Source organism: Alteromonas sp. KUL17 (assembly GCF_006538305.1).
In the GTDB taxonomy this organism is placed as follows: Bacteria; Pseudomonadota; Gammaproteobacteria; order Enterobacterales; family Alteromonadaceae; genus Alteromonas; species Alteromonas macleodii.
Genome location: NZ_BJKJ01000027.1, coordinates 14,414 through 35,790, shown reverse-complemented (window position 1 = coordinate 35,790; position 21,377 = coordinate 14,414). Strand labels below are relative to the sequence as shown.

Annotated in this window: 19 protein-coding genes; all 19 read right to left on the bottom strand. The window is 45.2% G+C overall.

The features are described 5' to 3' along the window. Window positions 1–191: 191 nt before the first annotated feature. Window positions 192–1,451, bottom strand: coding sequence for an outer membrane protein assembly factor BamB (gene bamB / locus KUL49_RS17760; protein WP_080752359.1), 1,260 nt, complete (start codon window positions 1,449–1,451; stop codon window positions 192–194). A gap of 44 nt (window positions 1,452–1,495) precedes the next feature. Further along, complete coding sequence (locus KUL49_RS17755) at window positions 1,496–2,116, bottom strand: tetratricopeptide repeat protein (RefSeq protein WP_014977028.1); 621 nt, start codon at window positions 2,114–2,116, stop codon at window positions 1,496–1,498. Window positions 2,117–2,128: 12 nt separating this feature from the next. Then, window positions 2,129–3,412 carry a histidine--tRNA ligase gene (gene hisS / locus KUL49_RS17750; protein ID WP_014979825.1) on the bottom strand — a complete coding sequence of 428 codons (1,284 nt, stop codon included), beginning with the start codon at window positions 3,410–3,412 and terminating at the stop codon, window positions 2,129–2,131. 82 nt (window positions 3,413–3,494) lie between these two features. Further along, window positions 3,495–4,613 carry a flavodoxin-dependent (E)-4-hydroxy-3-methylbut-2-enyl-diphosphate synthase gene (gene ispG, locus KUL49_RS17745; protein ID WP_014950167.1) on the bottom strand — a complete coding sequence of 373 codons (1,119 nt, stop codon included), beginning with the start codon at window positions 4,611–4,613 and terminating at the stop codon, window positions 3,495–3,497. Window positions 4,614–4,621: 8 nt separating this feature from the next. Beyond that, window positions 4,622–5,659 (bottom strand): RodZ domain-containing protein, encoded by a 1,038-nt coding sequence (locus tag KUL49_RS17740; RefSeq protein ID WP_131138146.1) that lies wholly within the window; start codon window positions 5,657–5,659, stop codon window positions 4,622–4,624. A 6-nt stretch (window positions 5,660–5,665) separates the two neighbouring features. Continuing rightward, window positions 5,666–6,856, bottom strand: coding sequence for a type IV pilus biogenesis/stability protein PilW (gene pilW, locus KUL49_RS17735; protein WP_131138145.1), 1,191 nt, complete (start codon window positions 6,854–6,856; stop codon window positions 5,666–5,668). Between the two features lie 24 nt (window positions 6,857–6,880). Then, the gene (locus KUL49_RS17730) at window positions 6,881–7,999 is read right to left on the bottom strand and encodes a bifunctional tRNA (adenosine(37)-C2)-methyltransferase TrmG/ribosomal RNA large subunit methyltransferase RlmN (protein ID WP_014977032.1); all 1,119 of its coding nucleotides are present in this window, start codon (window positions 7,997–7,999) and stop codon (window positions 6,881–6,883) included. A 313-nt stretch (window positions 8,000–8,312) separates the two neighbouring features. Next, complete coding sequence (ndk, locus tag KUL49_RS17725) at window positions 8,313–8,744, bottom strand: nucleoside-diphosphate kinase (protein ID WP_012519000.1); 432 nt, start codon at window positions 8,742–8,744, stop codon at window positions 8,313–8,315. A 269-nt stretch (window positions 8,745–9,013) separates the two neighbouring features. Beyond that, a complete protein-coding gene (locus KUL49_RS17720) occupies window positions 9,014–9,424 on the bottom strand; it encodes a SufE family protein (RefSeq protein WP_014950170.1) in 411 nt (136 codons plus the stop codon). Window positions 9,425–9,483: 59 nt separating this feature from the next. Then, the gene (gene sufT, locus KUL49_RS17715; RefSeq protein WP_014977033.1) at window positions 9,484–10,017 is read right to left on the bottom strand and encodes a putative Fe-S cluster assembly protein SufT; all 534 of its coding nucleotides are present in this window, start codon (window positions 10,015–10,017) and stop codon (window positions 9,484–9,486) included. A gap of 50 nt (window positions 10,018–10,067) precedes the next feature. After that, entirely contained in the window at window positions 10,068–10,424 is a 357-nt protein-coding gene (locus KUL49_RS17710) for an iron-sulfur cluster assembly accessory protein (RefSeq protein ID WP_014979828.1), read from the bottom strand. A gap of 9 nt (window positions 10,425–10,433) precedes the next feature. After that, the gene (locus KUL49_RS17705) at window positions 10,434–11,651 is read right to left on the bottom strand and encodes an aminotransferase class V-fold PLP-dependent enzyme (protein WP_131138144.1); all 1,218 of its coding nucleotides are present in this window, start codon (window positions 11,649–11,651) and stop codon (window positions 10,434–10,436) included. Next, window positions 11,648–12,904, bottom strand: coding sequence for a Fe-S cluster assembly protein SufD (sufD, locus tag KUL49_RS17700; protein WP_131138143.1), 1,257 nt, complete (start codon window positions 12,902–12,904; stop codon window positions 11,648–11,650). Before sufD ends, KUL49_RS17705 begins: the two co-directional genes overlap by 4 nt. Then, window positions 12,901–13,662 (bottom strand): Fe-S cluster assembly ATPase SufC, encoded by a 762-nt coding sequence (sufC, locus tag KUL49_RS17695; RefSeq protein WP_014979831.1) that lies wholly within the window; start codon window positions 13,660–13,662, stop codon window positions 12,901–12,903. Before sufC ends, sufD begins: the two co-directional genes overlap by 4 nt. Before the next feature lie 3 nt (window positions 13,663–13,665). Further along, window positions 13,666–15,102 carry a Fe-S cluster assembly protein SufB gene (gene sufB, locus KUL49_RS17690; RefSeq protein WP_014950176.1) on the bottom strand — a complete coding sequence of 479 codons (1,437 nt, stop codon included), beginning with the start codon at window positions 15,100–15,102 and terminating at the stop codon, window positions 13,666–13,668. A 394-nt stretch (window positions 15,103–15,496) separates the two neighbouring features. Beyond that, window positions 15,497–16,663, bottom strand: coding sequence for an IscS subfamily cysteine desulfurase (locus tag KUL49_RS17685; protein WP_131138142.1), 1,167 nt, complete (start codon window positions 16,661–16,663; stop codon window positions 15,497–15,499). Window positions 16,664–16,681: 18 nt separating this feature from the next. Beyond that, a complete protein-coding gene (gene iscR / locus KUL49_RS17680; protein WP_014950178.1) occupies window positions 16,682–17,167 on the bottom strand; it encodes a Fe-S cluster assembly transcriptional regulator IscR in 486 nt (161 codons plus the stop codon). A 491-nt stretch (window positions 17,168–17,658) separates the two neighbouring features. Then, a complete protein-coding gene (locus tag KUL49_RS17675) occupies window positions 17,659–18,621 on the bottom strand; it encodes a beta-agarase (protein ID WP_131138141.1) in 963 nt (320 codons plus the stop codon). Between the two features lie 381 nt (window positions 18,622–19,002). Next, the gene (locus KUL49_RS17670; RefSeq protein ID WP_131138140.1) at window positions 19,003–21,336 is read right to left on the bottom strand and encodes a beta-galactosidase; all 2,334 of its coding nucleotides are present in this window, start codon (window positions 21,334–21,336) and stop codon (window positions 19,003–19,005) included. Between the last annotated feature and the right edge of the window lie 41 nt (window positions 21,337–21,377).

Sequence of the window (21,377 nt, the reverse complement as noted above, 5' to 3'; positions counted from 1 at the left end):
AATTACTATGAGGCTTTTGAGAATGGGCGCATTATACCTTGTTCACTACCTAATACCAATGGCGTTCAATAACACGAAGAGAAACCGTCTACCCATTGATAATTCCCAAGTTTAGGCCCGAAAAAACCGCGGGGTATAAAAAAAGGCGCTTTACGCACCTTTTCTGTTTAAATATTAGCGAAACGTTCCCGTTACTTTGGAACTTGCACCGACGCTATTACGCCATTACGTGTTACCGCTATAATCTTATCATCAACCTTCAACGGCGCAGCATAGATTGAATCATCTTCGTCATCGCCGCCAACATCTAGGCGTGCAACAACTTCACCTGTTTCTTGTTCAATCCAGTGTAGAAAGCCCCAGTTATCACCAACAACCACATGGTCGCCTACTGGAGTAGCAGCCGTTAATGAGCGATGCTTAAGTGAACCTTGAGACCAAAGCTCTACGCCGTTTCGTCTATCAAGGGCATAAACGTTAGAGTTGTTGTCTACAACAAAGATTTTATTGCCGTCGATATTCAAATTGCGAAACGATGCATATTCACGTTTCCAAATTACACGACCTGAACGTAACTCTACAGCAGCTAATGTTCCGTTGTAAGAAACCGTGTAAACCGTGCCGCCAAATAAAACAGGCGTTGTGTCGATATCAACAATACGCTCTAACTCTGTTGCACCAGAAGGCGTTGCAATTACCGTTTCCCACGCAAGTACACCTGTTTCGATAAGATTAACCTGAATTTTACCTGTAGGTGTGCCGATGATAGCACCGCCGTTAGATGCGATTGGGCCAGAAATACCACGTAGTGTTAGCGGAGGAGTATCACCTTCGTGTCTCCACAACTGTTCACCAGTGCGGGTATTGAAACCAAATAAGCTACCAGCACCCGTGTTAACCACTAAGATGCCCTCATCAGCAGCCGGAGCCGCTAAAACCTCACCGGGAACAGACGCATCCCAAACCAACTCTCCGGTTTCTGCATCCATTGCAGCTACATAGCCGTTTTCTGTACCAATGAATACGTGTCTGTCTGCTACGGCGATACCACCAATACGTGCAGTCTCTCCGCTACGCCACAAATTAGTGACTGAGCTTAGCATGCCCTCAGAGCGAAACTGTGCGAAATCTTTCTCCCACAACACCTTACCCGACTCAGGGTCCATCGCGACAACGGCGCCATGGCGATCGGCAGCATAAAGCTTGTCATAGGCATAAACAGGGCGAAGACGAGAGAAGTAATGATTAACGCCATCACCAATATCGCGATCCCACACTAATTTAGGTGTGAATTTAGCCTCAATAGGCTTTAAACGACGAATCTCTAATTCTTCATCATCTGCAAACCAGTCTGAAATAGTTGAGCAGCCAGACATTGTGATAGACACCGCGAGTGCCATACCTATCGTGCGAGCAAATCGACCTTTACGGCCACACGTGTTGTGAAACAAATTGCGTACCTCTTTATTATTTATACCAGCCCTAAGGCTTTCGCTTATTGCGCAGCAGATACCGATAGGTTATCTAACTTCATTTGTAAAAGCGGATTGTTGGCATTTTTTTCTAACGCATTTGAATAAGCTAAGCGAGCATCATCAAACTTGCCTTGTTTTTGATACACATCGCCTTTTAATTCAGAAACTTCTGCTGAAAATGCGTCATTTGTTACATTGCTAAGCGTAGACAACGCCGCGTCCAGCTGGTTCATTTCAATTTGCACACGCGACAAACGAAGTGAGGCAAGCACTTTCAATTCATCATTTTCGGCAAAGGTTACTACGCTATTTAGGTGAGAAGCTGCAGCGTCTAAATCACCGGCATCTACCGCTTGCTTAGCAGCAAGAAGGCTGGCAATACTCGCATAACCACTGTCTTTGTTCTCTTCGATAAAAGCTTTAACTTTTGCGTCGCTGCCTTCTGTACCGAATGTTTCTACGGCATTTTGATAGGCAACCGATGCCGCTTCTTTAGTTTCAATTTGCGCTTCTGAATACGCTCTCCAGCCCCAAAGGCCACCTAGACCAAGCGCTGCACCGACAATAATTGCAGTACCGTGCTCTTTCCAAAAACGTTTAATCGCTTCTACTTGTTGTTCTTCTGTTGCGAACTGTTCCATGATGTCCTCTTTTTATTTTGCGCTCAGCATCTCTGCAACCTTATCAGATAAGGTATCGAAGCTGACTGTAACTTGTTCTTGACCATCGCGCAGTGGTTTAACACCTACTTCGCGAGACTGCATTTCGTCATTGCCTAAAAGCAGCGCTAAACGTGCGCCTGTTTTATCTGCACGCTTTAATTGTTTTTTAAAGTTGCCGCCGCCACAGTGCATCATTATGCGTGTATTAGGAAGCGTATTTCGAAGATGCTCTGCTACCTCAATAGCGTATGACTGTGCCTCTTCGCCCATCGCCGTTACGTAAACGTCTGCGAAACTTGAGTCCTGACCTTCTTCGGTTAACGTGGTTAGCAACAGTACCAAACGTTCAATACCCATAGCAAAACCAACCGCAGGCGTTGCTTTGCCCCCGAGTTGCTCTACCAAGCCATCGTAACGGCCTCCAGCACACACTGTACCTTGGGCTCCCAAGCTATCTGTCACCCACTCAAACACAGTACGGTTGTAGTAATCTAATCCGCGCACTAGTCGAGGATTTATTTCAAACTCAATACCTGCTTGCGTTAAGCGCGAACACAAGGTTTCAAAATGCACTTTAGATTCTTCATCAAGATGATCGATTAACGCTGGCGCATCGGCAATCGCAGCTTGAACATCAGGGTTCTTTGAATCGAGTACGCGAAGTGGATTCGTTTCAAGTCGACGCAGGGAATCTTCATCGAGCTGGTCTGCGCGCTGTTTTAAGAAATCAACCAGCGTATCGCGATATGCAGCACGCGCTTCATTTGAACCTAACGTATTTATTTGAAGTTTTACGTGTTGCTCAATACCAAAAGCTTTCCAAAAGCGTGCACTAAGAAGAATAACTTCTAAGTCGATGTCAGGGCCGTCCATACCGTAGGTCTCTACACCGAACTGATGGAACTGGCGATAACGCCCTTTTTGTGGACGTTCATGACGGAACATTGGCCCCATGTACCACAGGCGTTGCTGCTGGTTGTACAATAAGCCGTGCTCGTTTCCTGCGCGCACGCAACTTGCCGTACCTTCTGGACGTAGCGTTAAGCTGTCGCCATTTCTATCTTCGAAGGTATACATTTCTTTTTCAACGATATCGGTAACTTCACCGATAGAACGTTTGAACAAGTCGGTGCTTTCAACGATGGGAGTACGTATTTCTTGGTAACCATAACTCGCCACAACCTGACGAAGTACAGATTCTACCTTCTGCCATGTACCGGAAATCTCCGGTAGGCAGTCATTCATGCCTCGAATTGCCTGAATAGTCTTAGCCACGTGAAATTCTCATACTGCTAAATAGTGAAAAGCCCCGCATTATAGGGGCTTTGGGAGTAAACAACAATGAACAAAAAATGTCTTAGTCTTTAACCGAGACCTGAATTTTATTTTGTTCACTCATACGCGATGCTTTGGCGCGAATCTTAGCTTCAAGCTTATCCACTAGATCGTCGTTAGGAAGACGTTCTTTAACGCGCTTACCGTCTTCGTATAAGCCACTCATGTTACGTGCGCCAGTAAGGCCCAAATCAGACACTTCTGCTTCGCCTGGGCCGTTAACCACGCAACCGATGATAGAGACATCCATTGGCGTAAGAATATCTTCCAATCGCTGCTCAAGAGCATTCACTGTGCCGATTACATCGAACTCTTGTCGTGAACAACTCGGGCAAGCAATAAAGTTTATACCGCGCGAGCGAATACGCAGTGACTTCAGAATATCAAAGCCTACTTTGATTTCTTCCACCGGGTCAGCGGCTAACGATACACGCAACGTATCACCAATACCTTCAGCCAATAGCATACCTAAGCCAACTGCACTCTTCACGGCGCCGGCGCGCTGACCACCGGCTTCGGTAATACCTAAGTGAAGCGGCTGGTCTATTTTTTGTGCCAATAAACGATAGGCGCCAACAGCTAAGAAAACATCTGACGCTTTAACGCTGACTTTGAATTGATCAAAGTTAAGCTTGTCGAGAATATCCACATGACGCATTGCGGATTCAACCAGCGCTTCTGGCGTTGGCTCACCGTACTTCTCTTGTAAGTCTTTTTCTAACGAGCCACCGTTCACACCAATGCGGATAGGAATATTTTTGTCTTTTGCACAATCGACCACAGAGCGCACACGCTCCATATTACCTATGTTACCTGGGTTAATACGCAGACAATCTACGCCGTATTCAGCAACCTTAAGTGCGATACGGTAGTCGAAATGAATGTCTGCAACGAGTGGCACACTCACCTGCTTTTTAATTTCTTTAAATGCTTCAGCCGCTTCCATCGTGGGCACAGATACTCGAACGATCTCGCCACCCACAGCAACAATACGGTTTATTTGATCGACGGTCGCTGCCACATCAGTGGTCCGCGTATTCGTCATAGATTGAACAGCAATGGGAGCGCCATCACCAATGGGGACGTTACCTACATTAATACGCGTAGACTTTCTGCGCTTAATAGGGCTTTCTGCAAACATCTAATTACCTATAAAGGAAGTGCGAAGCGAGCTGTTTTACCGTTTTGGTATGAAGAAATATCAACAGACTCGCCGTTAACTGATATGCGCACATTATCCGGTGCACCGAGCGTAACTTCAACAGGAGGAACGCCTTGAATTTCCATAACTCGTCCTTTTAGCTTTACCCCATAGGCAATAGCTTCTCCAGACGCGTCTTTTATATTAACCCAACAGTCATCGTCGAAAGTGAAAACCATAGCAATTGGCGCTGCATCAGACTGACTATTCACATTAAGGTTGGGTTGGGGTTCGTAACTATTCGCAGAATCAACCAGAGCGGTTAGGTTATTGCTATCATTCACCTCTGTATCGGGTGCTGAGATTGCACCATCATTCAAGCTACCATCTTGGTTAAAACCGCTATCTTGGTCGCTGAACGCACCGCTGGTTTCTGAGTTTGAACTATTACTCACGCCCGTGTCTAGCTGATTGTTTCCAGCCGTATCACCCTGCGACGACGAGGCATCAGTAGTTACATTGTCGGTATCTGTGCCCGCCGATGGTACAGGCGTATTAGCGGCTTCTCGCTTAACAGCCTCACTAAGTGGCAGTTCAGCTACCGTGTCGTCACTAGGCTGTTGATACCACCACACGACAACGGCGGCAATAATAAGAAGTAAAATAACATAAGTTACCATCATCCACCTGTCATCGTGTGTCTGTTTTGCGACACGCTTTGAAAAGCTCTGTAATTTCTCGGAAGATGGTACAGATGTTTGATTGTGGAAGCGTTCGAATGCCTCAATAACTTCTTGAGAATTCATGCCTAATTGCTTGGCATAATTTCTCACGTATCCTTTTGTAAAAGTCACCGAAGACTTTTCATCAATGACATCATTTTCTAAATCATTGATTTGTTTAGCTTTCAAAAATAATTTATCAGCAATATCTTGTTGAGACAAACCTAGCGTTTCACGGCGCGCTTTTAGCATTGCCCCTGGACTTGGCGTGTTTTCTTGTTGTTGCGAAGTAACTTCTTGATTCGCTTTTTCTTCCGACACCATTAAACCTTATTCCTCCTGCATACTCGGTGGTACTAACCAAAGCGTCTGACCAGCAATAATAGCGCCAGTATTTTCAAGGTTATTCCACTCTTGCAGTGTTGCCATTTTGATATTGTGCAATAAAGAAATACGATATAAGTTTTCACCTTCTTTTACTACATGGAATTTATCACTTTGCACAGATAATTCAGTATTTTGTACTTTTTCCGGTGTGTTAGCTGTGGCTGTAGGAGCGTTGTCGGAGTTATTGCTCTGAGATTGACGCTGAGCGTCGTTGTCTTGGGCGACGCTCTTTTCATTTTCTTTATCGTTTGATGATGTTTGTGCAAGCCCGTCGGTATTTGTTTGGTTTGCGCTTATTTCTGTTTCAGAATCGTTTGGCTGTGTAGATTTGACGGTTTTAACCACTCTGTTTTGCATACTTTCACGTTGCACTAAGTAACGTTTAGTAAGCTCACTTTCAGGGAACAATGACATCATCATTTCGCCATAACCCTTTGCAGTCTCTAGGTCCCCTTTCCCTTTGGCTATTTCATAAGCTAACCACAATGAATCAGGCGTAACTTTGGCAACACGTTCGTATTTTCGTAACGTAGATTCAGCAAGTCCCCATTGTTCTGAAACCGTGTAAAGTTCACTGAGTAAGAACAGACTTTTGCCCCGGGCAGGCTGATGTTTTAATGCGTCTTGAAAATAGCCGATCGCTTCATCTAGCTTACCTTGACTTTGCGCGCACAAAGCCAAGTTCTCGTAGGTTTGCGCTGCGTTAGCGTAAAGCCTGTTATTTATAGCATCAAAGAAATACGCTTTGGCTTTTTCGTATTCGCCGTTTTGGCACTTAAACGCGCCATAACTGTTGGCAATATCGCCATTGTTAGGCGCTAGGTCGATAGCAGTTTCATAGTACTCTTCCGCTCGAAGGTTATCGCCCACCAGCTGATAGTAATATGCCATCGCAAACTGAACATCTGCAGAGCGTGGATTAAACTCAAGCGCTTTATCGAGGTTCTTTTTTGCCTGTGTGTAGTTGTTATTTTGAAGGTAGGTAAGACCAAGGGACATGCGTGTTTTGGCGGCTTCTTCGTGATCGAAGTTACCGCCATACAACCCTGACTGGCTATTACTGACACAGCCAGAAGTGAAAATAATCGCGCTTAAAAAGCCAATTTTAAGTGACGTTCGCAATCCCGCAACCATAGTCTTACCCTAATATCTTAATGATTATTGGGCCATTTTTACTGAAATTGCTTCGCCCTTCACCTGTTTTTTTAACATTCTTTTCGTTCTGTCTACCACATCACCCACTAATTGACCGCATGCTGCGTCGATATCATCACCTCGCGTTTTACGCACAACGGTTGTAAACCCATATTCCATAAGCACTTTTGCGAATCTATCAATACGCGAATTGCTTGAACATGTATAAGGCGAACCTGGGTAAGGGTTAAATGGTATTAAGTTTATTTTACTAGGTGTGTCTTTCAATACCTTTGCCAACTGGTGCGCTTGTTCAGTGCTGTCATTGATGTTTGAAAGCATAACGTATTCTACCGTCACACGGCCTTGGTTCGCTTTAGATTTGGCCAGATAACGACGTACGCCTGCTAAGAAGGCTTCGATATTGTACTTCTTATTGATAGGCACGATCTCGTTGCGCAACTCATCGGTGGGTGCGTGTAATGAAATAGCTAACGCTACGTCTATTTGGTCACCCAACATATCTAGCGCAGGTACTACACCAGATGTACTTAGCGTAACGCGGCGTTTAGACAGGCCGAAACCGAAATCGTCCAGCATAATATCCATTGCTGGTACAACGTTTTTAAGGTTAAGCAGTGGCTCACCCATACCCATCATTACTACGTTAGTGATAGGGCGTTTGCTTGAGTCTTTTGAAAGACCAAGGAAAGTAGCTACACGCCATACCTGACCAATAATTTCACTTACACTTAGGTTACGGTTGAACCCCTGCTGCGCCGTTGAACAGAAAGTACACTCTAGCGCGCAACCTACCTGTGATGACACGCAAAGCGTCGCACGGTCAGTTTCTGGGATCCAAACAGATTCAACTTCCTGACCACCTTCAAGGGTAAGTGCAAACTTAATAGTGCCGTCGCTCGCTTCTTGAAAGTATGCAATTTCAGGCGCTTTAATTTCGCAATTTTCAATGAGCATCGCGCGAAGGTTTTTATTGAGGTTACTCATTTCCTCGAAATCGCTGATACCGTGCTGGTAAATCCATTTCATCACCTGATCGGCACGAAACGGTTTCTCGCCCATTTCTTTGAAGAAATTGCGCAAGCCTTCGCGATTTAAGTTTAATAAGTTAGTTTTTGCCATGAATAAGATGACCCTTTTACCTTCGAGGGATGCCCCTCTTACTACTGAATACGGTGTAAAAACCAGCGATTCGACTATGTCTTGAACGACATTTAAGAAAAAGAAAAGCGCTGATTAAAATTTGCGCGGATTTTACCACAGATGAGATTTGAGAAAAAGCCGATTTAACGCAGAGAAACGTTAAGTTTGACGATGCGCGAGAAGCATGGTTTAGCTCGTCTAAATGAGCGCCGAGCAAAGCAGCATAAAGCGTGCTCAGACGCTCAGAAACAAAAAACGGGGCTTATAGCCCCGTTTATCTACCTACGTAATCTTAGCGAGTACGTGGGCAGATTTCTTCTTCAGAGAAGAAGTAAGCAATTTCACGTGCTGCTGACTCAGGTGCGTCAGAACCGTGAACTGCGTTTTCGTCGATTGACGCAGCGTAGTCTGAACGTAGTGTACCTGCAGCTGCATCAGCTGGGTTAGTTGCGCCCATGATTTCACGGTTAGCTAGAACTGCGTTTTCGCCTTCTAGTACTTGAACCATAACAGGACCAGACGTCATGAAGTCTACAAGTGCGCCGAAGAAAGGACGCTCTTTGTGTTCTGCATAGAAGCCTTCTGCTTGCTCTTTGCTCATGTGGATCATCTTAGATGCCACGATGCGAAGACCTGCAGATTCGAAACGGTTGTAAATTGCACCGATTACGTTTTTAGCTACCGCATCAGGCTTGATAATCGAAAAAGTACGCTCAAGAGCCATGTTCTCTCTCCAAACAAATAGTGTGTATCTTTAAAATTTTGGCCGCGAATTATAGGCAATAAATAGCAGCTTGACCAGAGCCTTTATCAAATCAGATATAAAGTACTGTTTTTATGCGCAAATGTAGAGAAAGGTTAGCCTGTTGGCGATGACAATATGATGACAGCGTACAGATTATTTTGCACAGAACTAATTATCGAGGACTCACCTGCCCCACTGCCTTTACTACGAAACCCTAAAACGGCTTAAAGAAACCAACGCTTAAAAAATTAAGCGTTGGCTTTTGCTAATTCTTGAATTTTACCTACGATGGCGCGTAAGCCATTACCGCGGGTTGGCGTGATATGACGCTCTAGGTCTAGTGCTTCAAAATAGCCGTCGATATCAAACGCTAAAATATCTGTTGGCGTTTTGTCATTATAAGCGGCAAGTACTAACGCAAGCAGTCCTTGAACGATAACTGCATCGCTGTCTACGTCAAAGTTGATTTTATTGCCGTCGTAAGACTCCACCAGCCAAACGCTGCTCTGACACCCTTTGACCAAACGCTCGGGTGTTTTAGCATCTTCAGGCAAGCCCGGAATAGATTTCCCTAAATCAATGATGTACTGATAACGCTGTTCCCAATCGTCGAAGAACGCTAAATCATCAATAATTTCGTCACTGCTAGGTAGTTGCATTACTATTTCCGCTTAATTTGTTTGAAAAGTTGTGTGATTAAATTTCACTGCGTGGATGATTAGAAGAACAGACCTGCTTCAAGCTGTGCTTCTTCACTCATCATATCACGGGACCATGCAGGGTCGAATACAAGCTCTACGTTGACGTTTTTAACATGGGGAACCATGGCAACTCGGTATTCAACGTCGCCAACCAATACTGGGCCCATGCCACAGCCTGGTGCGGTCAGGGTCATATCAATATTAACGCTGCTAGTATCTTGATCAATTTCCACTTTGTAGATAAGACCAAGGGATACGAGATTAATAGGGATCTCAGGGTCAAAAATAGTTTCTAACGCGTCCCACACTTGCTGTTCGCTAATATTGCCATCTTCTGGCGCGTCAAAGCTCAATGTCATCGCTTTTCGGCCAATAGCACCTGCATCAGTACCATCGATGCGGTACATGTTGCCACGCCACGTTACCGTGTAGTTACCACCGAGCTCTTGGGTGATATTCACAAACTCGCCTTCAGGGATCACGGTAGGATTGCCCGCTGGAACCAAGCGCGCTTTACAGTCGCGCTCGGTGGTCACCATTTTTTGCTTCATAAACTACTTAGTACTCTTTGTTCTACCACTGATGGCCTTTGACGTGGCACTTAGCCTACGTTAAAGCTTTCACCGCATCCGCACTCATCAACCACGTTGGGGTTGTTGTATTTAATGACGCCGTTAACACCTTCTGTAACGTAATCAATTTCTGTATTACGCAGTAGGTCGGTGGCATCTGCAGCCACGGCTACGTTAAGTACTGGCGAAATTTCAACAATTTCGTCATCGGCTTGCGCACTATCTGCGAAATCAAGCACATAGGCGTAACCTGTACAGCCGCTTACTTTTGTCGATAAACGAATTAACTGACCTGGCTTGTCTTTAAGCTTACTTTCGAAATGCTTAACGGCACTGTCAGTTAGCGAAATGAGTTTTGTACTAGGTACGAAAGTTTCAACACTCATAATGCCTCCTTAGGCCAACATCATTTTTGCTTTTTTAAGCGCAGCAAATAGGCTGTCTACTTCTTCAAGCGTATTGTAAATTGAGAACGACGCACGGGCAGTACCCGGAATACCAAAGCGCTTCATTAGCGGCTGTGCACAGTTATCACCGGTACGGATCGCAACGCCTTGTCTATCTAGAATAAAGCCCACGTCCGCCGGGTGCGCGCCTTCCAGTAGAAAGCTCAGCACGCCAACCTTGTTAGGTGCCGTACCGATTATCCGCATACCGTCAAACGCTTCGGCCTGCTCGGTAGCATAGGCAAGCAGCTTTTGTTCATGTTCATGCAAAGCATTAACATCAAGGGCACTAAACCAATCTACTGCAGCGCCCATACCAATGGCACCTGCGATGTTTGGCGTACCGGCTTCTAAACGATTTGGCAATGCACCCCATGTGGCTTCATGGTAGGTCACGTCTTTAATCATCTCGCCGCCTACCTGCCAAACAGGCCAGGTTTCTAGCACCTCTTTTTTGCCCCACAGACAGCCAATGCCTGTTGGACCGAATAGCTTGTGTCCCGAAAATGCGTAAAAATCACAGCCAATGTCTTGTACGTCAACACCGCCGTGAGCAATGCCCTGTGCGCCATCAACCAGCACCCATGCACCTACCTCTTTCGCTTTTTCAGTAAGCAGTTTAATTGGGTTAACCGTTCCTAATGCATTCGATACGTGAGGAAACGCCACCAGCTTAGTGTTTTCAGACAGCAGCCTATCGAAAGCATCTACGTCTAACTCTCCGCTGTCGAAAATAGGTACAACATTTAGCGTTGCACCAGAACGGCGACACGCTTGTTGCCAAGTCACCAAGTTTGCGTGGTGCTCAAGCTCAGTCACCATCACTTCGTCACCTTCGCTTAGTAGCTGTCCAAGACCATTGGCGACTATATTAATGGCTTCTGTGGTGCCCGACGTCCAGATAACTTCTTCACGCGCTTTCGCGTTAATGAACTTTGCAACGCTGGTACGTGCATTTTCGTAACGGCGCGTGGCTTCATCCGATAAATGGTGCGCACCGCGGTGCACGTTTGCATTCGTCCCCGTGTAAAAATCTACTAAGGCGTCGATAACGGCCTGAGGTTTTTGTGTTGTTGCCGCATTATCTAGGTAGACCAGCGGCTTGCCGTCTACCGTTTTAGATAAAATAGGAAACTGGGCACGAAGCGCTGCAACGTCTAAGCTCATTTCACCTCCATTTGGGCGAAGCGCTCACTTAAAATTGGTGCTAGCCATTCACGGACTGCCGCATTAGGCACGTCATTTATAAGCTCTTGAATGAAGCCAAAGTTGAGCATTACCAGTGCTTTACTGCGAGAAACGCCGCGGGTAAGCATGTAATACAAGGCTTCTTCTTCAATTTCAGCAACCGTTGCACCGTGAGCACATTTTACGTCATCAGCATAAATTTCAAGCTCAGGCTTGGTGTTGATAACGCCACGGCGAGATAGCAACAAGTTGCGGTTATTAAGTTCAGCCAATGTCTTTTGCGCATCACGATGAATATGAATGCGACCATTGAACACGGCACGTGCTTTATCGCCTACAATCCCACGCGCGTTTTCTTCTGTTGTGCCATTAGGCATCGCGTGCTCAATGGTGGAGTGAAGGTCAAATAACTCGCCTTCCGCCAGAAGATAAATCGCATTCATTTTTGCATCGGCAAATTCGCCGGCGTGATGAATGTCTACATCTAAACGGGAAAGCTCACTTCCATAGCCCACCATGGTGCTGTTAAGCGTGGTGCGGTTATGAAGTTTGAAGTGGCTGCCGCCTAATTGCTTGGCTTTGCCAGTAAACATAGCAAAACGATAGTGCTCTAGGTGTGCATCATCAGCAAGGTCATATTCAGCAAACGCTGTGGTTAAACTTTCAGTATCGCCAAAACCTTGCTCGATAACAGTAGCACTTGCGCCTTCAGCGACCTTCACCACCACACGCGTATGAGCATCAACATTTTGCGACGCCATGTTCACAATGCGCACTGGCGTGTCGATTTTCGCGCCTGCTTCAACATTAATAAATATACCGTGTTGGCACAGCGCATCGTTAACTAGGCCAAACATATGACGGGTTGGTTTAACCTGACCGTATACACTGCTGATCGCTTGCTGCGTGGCAGTATCATCATTATTAAGCGACGTGATGCTCATGCCCGCTGGCACATTTAGCGTGTTAACCTGCGTGACCAAGACACCGTCTACAAATACAAGGTCGATAGCATTTAGGTTATCGATAGCGGGTACTGGTAGACTATCTGCCTGAACCGCTTGCTTAGCTTCACGCTTCTCAAGTGGCGTTAGCGGCGTAAAACGCCAGCTCTCGTTTCTACGGGCTGGCCAACCATCAGCTTTTAACTTTTCTAAGGCCTGCTGACGCACGGGCGCTAAGTAATCGGAGATTTGCGCCGCATCAATGACCTGTTCTAGCCATTGACTCATGCTTCAGCCTCCTCGTACGCTTTACCTAGGAATGCGTATCCGCTCTTCTCAACTTCTAGCGCTAGTGACGCGTCACCGCTTTTCACGATTTTGCCGTCGGCAAGAATGTGAACGAAGTCAGGCTTGATGTAGTCTAGAAGACGCTGGTAGTGGGTAACAACGATGAAGCTACGCTCACCGTCGCGCTGGCTATTAACACCATCGGCAACAACCTGAAGTGCATCAACGTCAAGGCCTGAGTCTGATTCATCTAGAATACAAAGCTTTGGCTCTAGCAAAATCATTTGCATGATTTCGTTACGCTTCTTCTCACCACCAGAGAAACCTTCGTTTACACCGCGCTTCAAGAAATCCAATGGAAGCTGTACCTGCTTGCACGCTTCTTTTGCTTTCTTTAAAAACTCAGCAGCTGTTAATGGCGCTTCGCCGCGCTGTTCGCGCATAGCGTTAACTGACTCTTTCATGAATTCCATATTGCTTACGCCAGGAATTTCAACTGGGTATTGGAACGCAAGGAAAAGGCCTTCACGGGCACGCTCTTCTACTTCAAGCTCTAATAGGTCTTTACCGTTAAGCGTGGCTTCGCCTTCGCTTACTTCGTAACCATCACGACCAGATAGGACGTAGCCTAGTGTACTTTTACCGGCTCCGTTGGGGCCCATGATAGCGTGTACTTCACCAGGTTTAACTTCAAGGTTAAGACCTTTAATGATGTTTTTCTCTTCCACGCTGGCATGTAAATTCTTGATACTAAGCATTGATTACCCCACTGAACCTTCAAGACTAATTTCGAGCAGCTTGCCGGCTTCTACGGCAAATTCCATTGGCAGCTCTTTGAATACTTCTTTACAGAAACCGTTAACAATCATAGAAACGGCCTTTTCTGTGTCTAAGCCACGTTGCTGACACAGGAATAATTGTTCGTCGCTCACCTTCGATGTTGTTGCTTCGTGCTCAACAATGGCTGAAGGGTTGCGGCTTTCGATATACGGGAATGTGTGCGCGCCACATTTGTCACCGATAAGTAGCGAGTCACACTCGGTGAAGTTACGTGCTCCGTCTGCGCGAGGGCCCATTTGAACCAGCCCGCGATAGGCGTTGTTACTGTTACCCGCTGAGATACCTTTAGAGATAATGGTCGACTTGGTATTTTTACCCACGTGGATCATCTTAGTACCGGTATCAGCCTGCTGGCGACCCCGCGTTAGCGCTACTGAGTAGAATTCACCTACACTGTTATCGCCTTTAAGTACACAGCTTGGGTACTTCCACGTAACCGCAGAGCCGGTTTCAACCTGCGTCCACGAGATTTTGGCATTAGTATGCGCTACACCACGTTTTGTCACGAAGTTGTAGATACCGCCTTTACCGTTCTCGTCACCTGGGTACCAGTTCTGTACCGTTGAGTATTTAATTTGCGCATCGTCCATTGCCACTAGCTCAACCACTGCCGCATGCAGCTGGTTTTCATCGCGCTGTGGCGCGGTACAACCTTCAAGGTAGCTTACATAGCTGCCTTCATCAGCAACAATCAAGGTACGCTCGAACTGACCGGTGTTCATTTCGTTAATACGGAAATAAGTAGAAAGCTCCATTGGGCAACGTGTGCCTTTTGGAATATAAACAAATGAACCGTCAGTAAATACAGCGCTATTAAGCGCAGCAAAATAGTTATCTGTGCGCGGCACTACCGAACCGATGTATTTCTTTACAAGGTCTGGGTACTTCTGTACTGCCTCAGAAATTGGGCAAAAGATCACTCCCGCTTCTTCAAGCTTATCGCGGAACGTAGTTACAACCGATACCGAGTCGAATACCGCATCTACCGCAACGCCTGCCAGCATTTCCTGCTCGTGTAGAGGAATGCCCAGCTTTTCATAGGTGCGAAGTAGCTCAGGGTCAACTTCATCTAGCGACTTAGGCTTATCTTTCATACTCTTTGGTGCCGAGTAATAAGAAATGGCCTGATAATCGATTTTCGGATAGTCGACATGCGCCCAATCAGGCTCTTCCATTTCTAGCCATGCATGATAAGACTTCAAACGCCATTCAAGCATCCATTCAGGCTCGTTTTTCATTGCTGATATGCGGCGGATAACCGACTCGTCCAGGCCGCTTTCAAACGTTTCCGATTCGATTTCTGAATAGAAACCCGCATCGTACTTTCTTTCTAACGCCTGTTCGATCTGTTCACTCATGTTGGGATCTCACTTGTTTGCCTGCATTTGCTGCCACTAACCTTTCTATTTAACTGGCAAATAAATCACCCCACGGTCTTGGTAATTTATATCGACTTTCAACTTCAACAACGTCATTTATTTGGGTTTACGCCCAAAAGAGTTGCCAAAACTGCCAGTTACATTGCGGACAGCCTAAAATTTTGGTGCCGTAGTATATAATACCCGACTATTTCACTCAAATATTCAGCCATTAATTTATGGCCACTTACGCGTTTTAAACGCTGCTTAAAGGTCAATTTCCTTCAAACGCGCATTAATTTTCTTCCACATTCACTAAAATAAAAAAGAATGCGCCAACACTAACTACGCCTTGCCTACTACAAGAACCCGCGCTCAACGACGGTATAGGCGTTTATGCTGAAACCGCTTGGCGTAGTCTTGTGGTTACATCCACTACTTTTTGTATTACGTAATCGATGTCTTCTTGGGTCGTAAAACGCCCCACGCTGAATCTAATTCCTGCATGTGCCAATTCGTTGCTGCGGCCAATCGCTTTTAACACATACGAAGGCTCTAAACTCGCTGACGTACATGCCGACCCTGAAGATACGGCAATATCATTTAAGCCCATCATCAAGCTTTCGCCGTCTACACCCGCAAAACTCACATTTAGAATCCCTGGGATTCGCTGTGTGGCGTGGCCGTTTAAATAGACATCGTCGAGCTGTTGAAGGCCCTGCCACAGCGATTCACGCAGCGCTAATGTGCGCGCACTATCCTCTTCTATTTTTGAAGAAGCTAGCGCGATGGCTTCACCCATTCCAACAATTTGGTGGGTGGCTAATGTACCCGACCGCATGCCGCGCTCGTGGCCCCCGCCATGAATTTGTGCAACCAGATTGATTTTAGGACGGCGACGCACATATAGTGCCCCCATACCTTTCGGGCCGTATATCTTGTGCGCCGATATAGACAGCAAATCTATAGGAAGCTCAGCTAAATCAATGGCAATTTTGCCCACACTTTGCGCACCATCCACATGAAAAAGAATGCCTTTGTCACGACAAAGCTGGCCAATAGCTTGAATGTCTTGGATAACCCCAAGTTCATTGTTAACGTGCATCACCGACACCAAAATAGTGTCGTCGCGCAACGCGCTTTCGAGATCATTTAAATCAATTAAACCGTTTGGCAATACTTCAAGATAGGTAACCTCAAAGCCTTGGCTTTGTAAGAACTCACAGGTATCCAACACCGCTTTATGTTCGGTGTTAACGGTAATGATATGTTTGCCTTTATTGGCATAACCTTGGGCGACGCCTTTTATAGCAAGATTGTTCGATTCAGTGGCCCCCGAAGTAAAAACAATTTCTCTCGGGTCGCAATTAAGCGCGTCGCTGATTTGATTTCTAGCAACATCAACCGCTTCTTCTGCCATCCAGCCGAAGCGATAACTACGAGAAGCTGGGTTACCAAAGTTGCCATCCAGGGTTAGGCATTTTGCCATTGCCTCGGCCACATTCGGGTCTACCGGTGTTGTTGCTGCGTAATCTAAATAAATGGGTGTTGATAAAGCCATGCGTTACTCAATACCAATTTAAAGTTGAATACTAACTTCAATATCTTTGGTGATATGACGAAGTGATGCATTACCGTCTTGGCGGTCGGCTACTTCTTGCACATCACGCTTTGCCATTAATTCGCCAAGCGTGATTGAATTTAGAAACGCCGCAATACGGTCACTTAAATCTTGCCACAAGCTGTGCGTGAGACAGCGATCACCACCTTGGCAGTCTGCTTGTCCTTGGCAACGTGTCGCATCAATGGACTCGTCGACGGCGCGAATGACTTCGCCTATCGCAATTTTGCTTGCTTCACGACCTAATAAATAGCCGCCGCCAGGCCCGCGGACGCTGTCTACCAATTGCTCTTTACGCAATCGAGAAAAAAGCTGTTCAAGGTAAGATAAAGAAATTTCTTGTCGTTCTGAAATGTCGGCAAGAGGCACTGGACCACGCTTTGAATGCAAAGCGACATCAAGCATTGCGGTAACCGCATAGCGCCCTTTAGAAGTGAGTTTCATCGGATTCTCCCGCCGTTTTGTAGTACGGGAATTTTCACATACCCGACTAAAATGGTCAAGTATAAGACCCAGTAAATTAGTCAGGTATTGTTTTGTTTTGTACGTTCCCGAATTGTCTATACTCTTCTATACATATTTCCGTGTAAATTACTCAAGATTTGACACTCACTGGAGGCATATTGGTCACTTCACCATACTTAGACCTAGCGATACAAACGCTTCGTTGTAATCGATTATATTGACGCTTACGCATTCAAATATTGAATGAATTTCACTCAATCTGTTTTAGCTTGACTAGCTAGAAGAATCTCTCTGAAAACACATTATAATGGCAGTGTTCTAGGCGAAGTCATTCGGTTAATGGTAAGCTGTCCGCTAGTAAAACTATGTCCGAATCTGGGAAGCCTCTAAGACTAATAAAAACATCCTGACCAACATTTTTGGAATGCCAGCCGAAACCTCACAGTTGCGGCTGTTCATTACTAATCCATTTAATTTGCCACGGGCTTGTATATCCGAACCCAGTCCACCCAGTAAACGTTTTTATTGTTCGCATCAGAAAGTTCAGCAGCGTTTGGCACAACCCCGGCATCTGTCCGCCAAGATTGTTGCTCCATATTAATGATTAGGTGCATCGGCTTACTGAGGCCGGTATTGTTAGTATAGTTATACTTATCTATCACATTAAAGTTTGTGTTGTAGCTCTCTACCACACCCATTTCATTGCGATAGGAGTAAGAGTACTTATCCAGCGTTCTGACCCAATTCCCATTGATATAATATTCAAGATGCCAAGGATCACGCCAATAAACACCTATAGTGACAAAATCACTTCTCCAGTCGTCTCTTCCGTTTTCCCAATACCAAGTCCCGAAAACGTTTTCCTCATCACGAGGTTGATAGTCTAGAAACGGATCATAGCTATGATCTAGGGCGTGGTGACTTAAATGGATTCGCTGGTCGAACCACTCTTGACCGTTGCGGCTACTAGGGTAGGCTTCTAGAATATCAATTTCTTCATTAGAATCTGCACTCAGCATCCATACATTATTCGCCGTCGTAAGATCAGACATCTTAACCTTCGCCTCAACATAGACAGGATATTGTAGTGTTTGTTTTGAGGTAATACTTCCCATTAAGATATTATCACTGTTAGGTTTTTGATGTGCTTGGATTCCCAGATATTCGCCATTTGTCCATGCGTGCCCTGCATCCCATTCTGTCAGAGACGGGCCTTTCCAAGCGTTAATGAACCCTTCCTTCCAACGGCTGGTAAATTCGGTCGGGCGGTTGTTATAGGTAGAATTATAATTAAAGTCGTCAGATAACGTTTGTAGTTGCCAAGAATAGCCTTGGCCTGGATTAGCTGGTACAGGAATTCCATCCCACTCAGCGGCATGCATTGCTGAACACATAACGGTACAGGTTGCAAAAAGCAGTAATGATAGTTTCATAGCACTTCCTAATTGATTAAAAGTTAAGCTCAAACAACACTGACCCTGTCGTCTTACGAAAATTTCTGACACCTATAATCCACTTAGGCGAAAAACATCTTAAATTTTACCGCTTAGTAATACGAAAACTTCTTGTGGTCACTTCAGTGTGAAACAGAGATATTGACAACACACCAATGTTAACAATTGTCATCAACAATGTTGCCACACTTTTAAATGAAAGATAAGCTATTTTACATTTACAGAGAACGCATTTTTAGGAGAAAAGACTTTTTCGTTAAAAAAGAGCTAGATTTCAATTAGATATCGAATTCCTTAGAGGATATGTCTAGCGTATAAGGCTAATTATTATTTGAGGGCTCGCTACTAAGCAATAAAACGCTACTCCATATTTTTATATCGACGTTCATACATGTTTTTATGAGTTTCTTTAGCTTCCCTGACCATATGCGGATAAGGAATGTCCGTTGTTGTGACAAAGCCTACATTGTAATTTTCGCCATCGTGTGCCCGTCCGGTAATGGGGGAATCGATGTATTGAAACCAATGGACGCCAACGATATATGGGTTGTCGATAGCACTATTTAAATAGTTTCTGAACATTTCCGCCCGGCGTTTTTGATTCGGCGCAAAAATCTTACCGGATTTAGGATGGCCCGAATCCTCTGAACCAATATGGTATTCGCCGATAATGACTGGCGCATCTAATTCATCTAAAAATCCGAAGGTCGCTTGGTCAATGCCCTCCTGATAATAGTTATAACTAACCACGTCTGCATACTCTTTAGAGACATCACGTACTTCAGGCGCTGTGCCCCATGTAGTGAACCGATTGCCCATGTACATATGATTAGGCATCACTTTTTTAATCGCGTCTCTAACGACACTAAAGTACTCACTTGCATAAACTGTCAGTAACCAAGAGGCATCGGCAAGGAGCGACTCACTGTACGACTCGTCCTCTTTATAGTCGACACCACTGCTAAACTCACCCCATGAAGCATGATTTTTCTGCCACTGGGCATTCAGGCGGTCGATATCGTCGTATTTTTCTTTTAGCAATCGCATAAAAACTGCTTTGGTTGGACTGTCTTTGGCGTCTCTTGACAAGGCATCAAATACAATTCCGTACTGTCTGATAGCAGGGCCTGAGCCGCCCCAACTCATTTCGTTGTCAATGAAAATACCAATACACCATGGGCTGTTATTAATTTCCTTTGCTATAACTTCAGTGGTGATATTTGCTCTTCGAACAAATTCAGGGTCGAAGACATCTGGCATTTTCCCCCAAATGTCGAAACCAGAGCTAAGTGTTTTAAAATCCCCGATAATCCACCCGTTCGCAAAATACGGCATTTGCTCATTATCATAGAACATAGGATCGGTCCAATTTCCAAACGAAGTAAAGCCCCAATCTGACATGCGATTAAGAGTAACTTCTCGCCAATCATCAAGATAAGAGCCTTTTGAGGTTTCACCATATCGACGTTCTAAATTTGCCTGATAGAAGCTAAACACCTCCCCATGGGGCATGGGGCCTTTGTGTGCTTTGCGTCGATAACCGTAGTGATTTGCCAACGGGTGGTCGTAGTCGGGTAACCACTCAAACATGCTTCGTCTTTGTTGGTTGGCAACATAATGGGTCTGTTGCGCTGCGCGATAATCACCGACAATTTGTTGAGAATCTTCCGGCGTTACATCGTCCGGGTTAATATAACGAACTGACTCATCGCGATAGTCGACGCCAGTAAACGTTGACGTGTTCGACATTCGGGCATTGGCAATTGCACTTGAGAAAAATAAATAGCCTTGAGGATCAACTAAGCTCCAAACACCATTTACTTTTTCGGTACGAAAAAAACCGGTTGCTTCTCGTTTCGGCCCACTTTTCCAACCGCCAAATTTGCTGCGTTCCTGCCACCCTTGACTATTGGCTAGCTGCTCAAGCTCTTTTTCAGCTGCAGCTTTAAGCTCAGTCTCAGACGATATTTTTAACTCAAAATCCATATCGGCTCGCTGACCAAACTTATCAACCATATTCTTCAGATAGTCTTTGTTTGGCTCAGGCGTTGACTCAAAGCGCAAATTATCAACTACGATTTCTGTCGGTCTGATTTGCTTTTCGGCATATATTTTGACGCCGTAAACCTTACTGTAATCTAGCTTTAAATTACTGCCCCGTTGTAACATTTTCAACGCATCGATTTTTAAGCTCGACGGCGTATCAGACATACCTGTATCTTCGTTTAACTGATAGCCCTCTAATTCAAAATACAACGTCGTCGTTTGCCCTTCATCAAGACCAATAGCTCTTCTTTGATACTGGTTACCTGAGCCCCCCACTGCTGCTACCAACATCACTGGACCTTGCCCGGTGTTTTTTACATCAAACATGAATGCGCGATTACCCAGATGACTGGTTTCCCATGGAGTTTCGGGCTTAATGTAAATCCCAGATAAAAATGTCTGCGTGGTAAACTCAATTTTTAATGCTTGGCTTTCAAGCGCGGTATTATCTAACGTTACAGTAGCATTGATGGGCGTTATGGTTTTGAGCGATTCTCTTGTATCAAACCTGTTAACGATTATGCTATCCGGTTCTTCCGTCGGTACTTCTTCCCTACTTGTGTTCTCTGCGCCACAAGCACATAACCCCCCGATAATGGTGCCAAGTAATAGAAAACGTTTTGTTGACTTAAAATGTCTATTCTTCATGAGGTTAGTTAATAAGCGTTTAAACAATACTTCTTATTGTT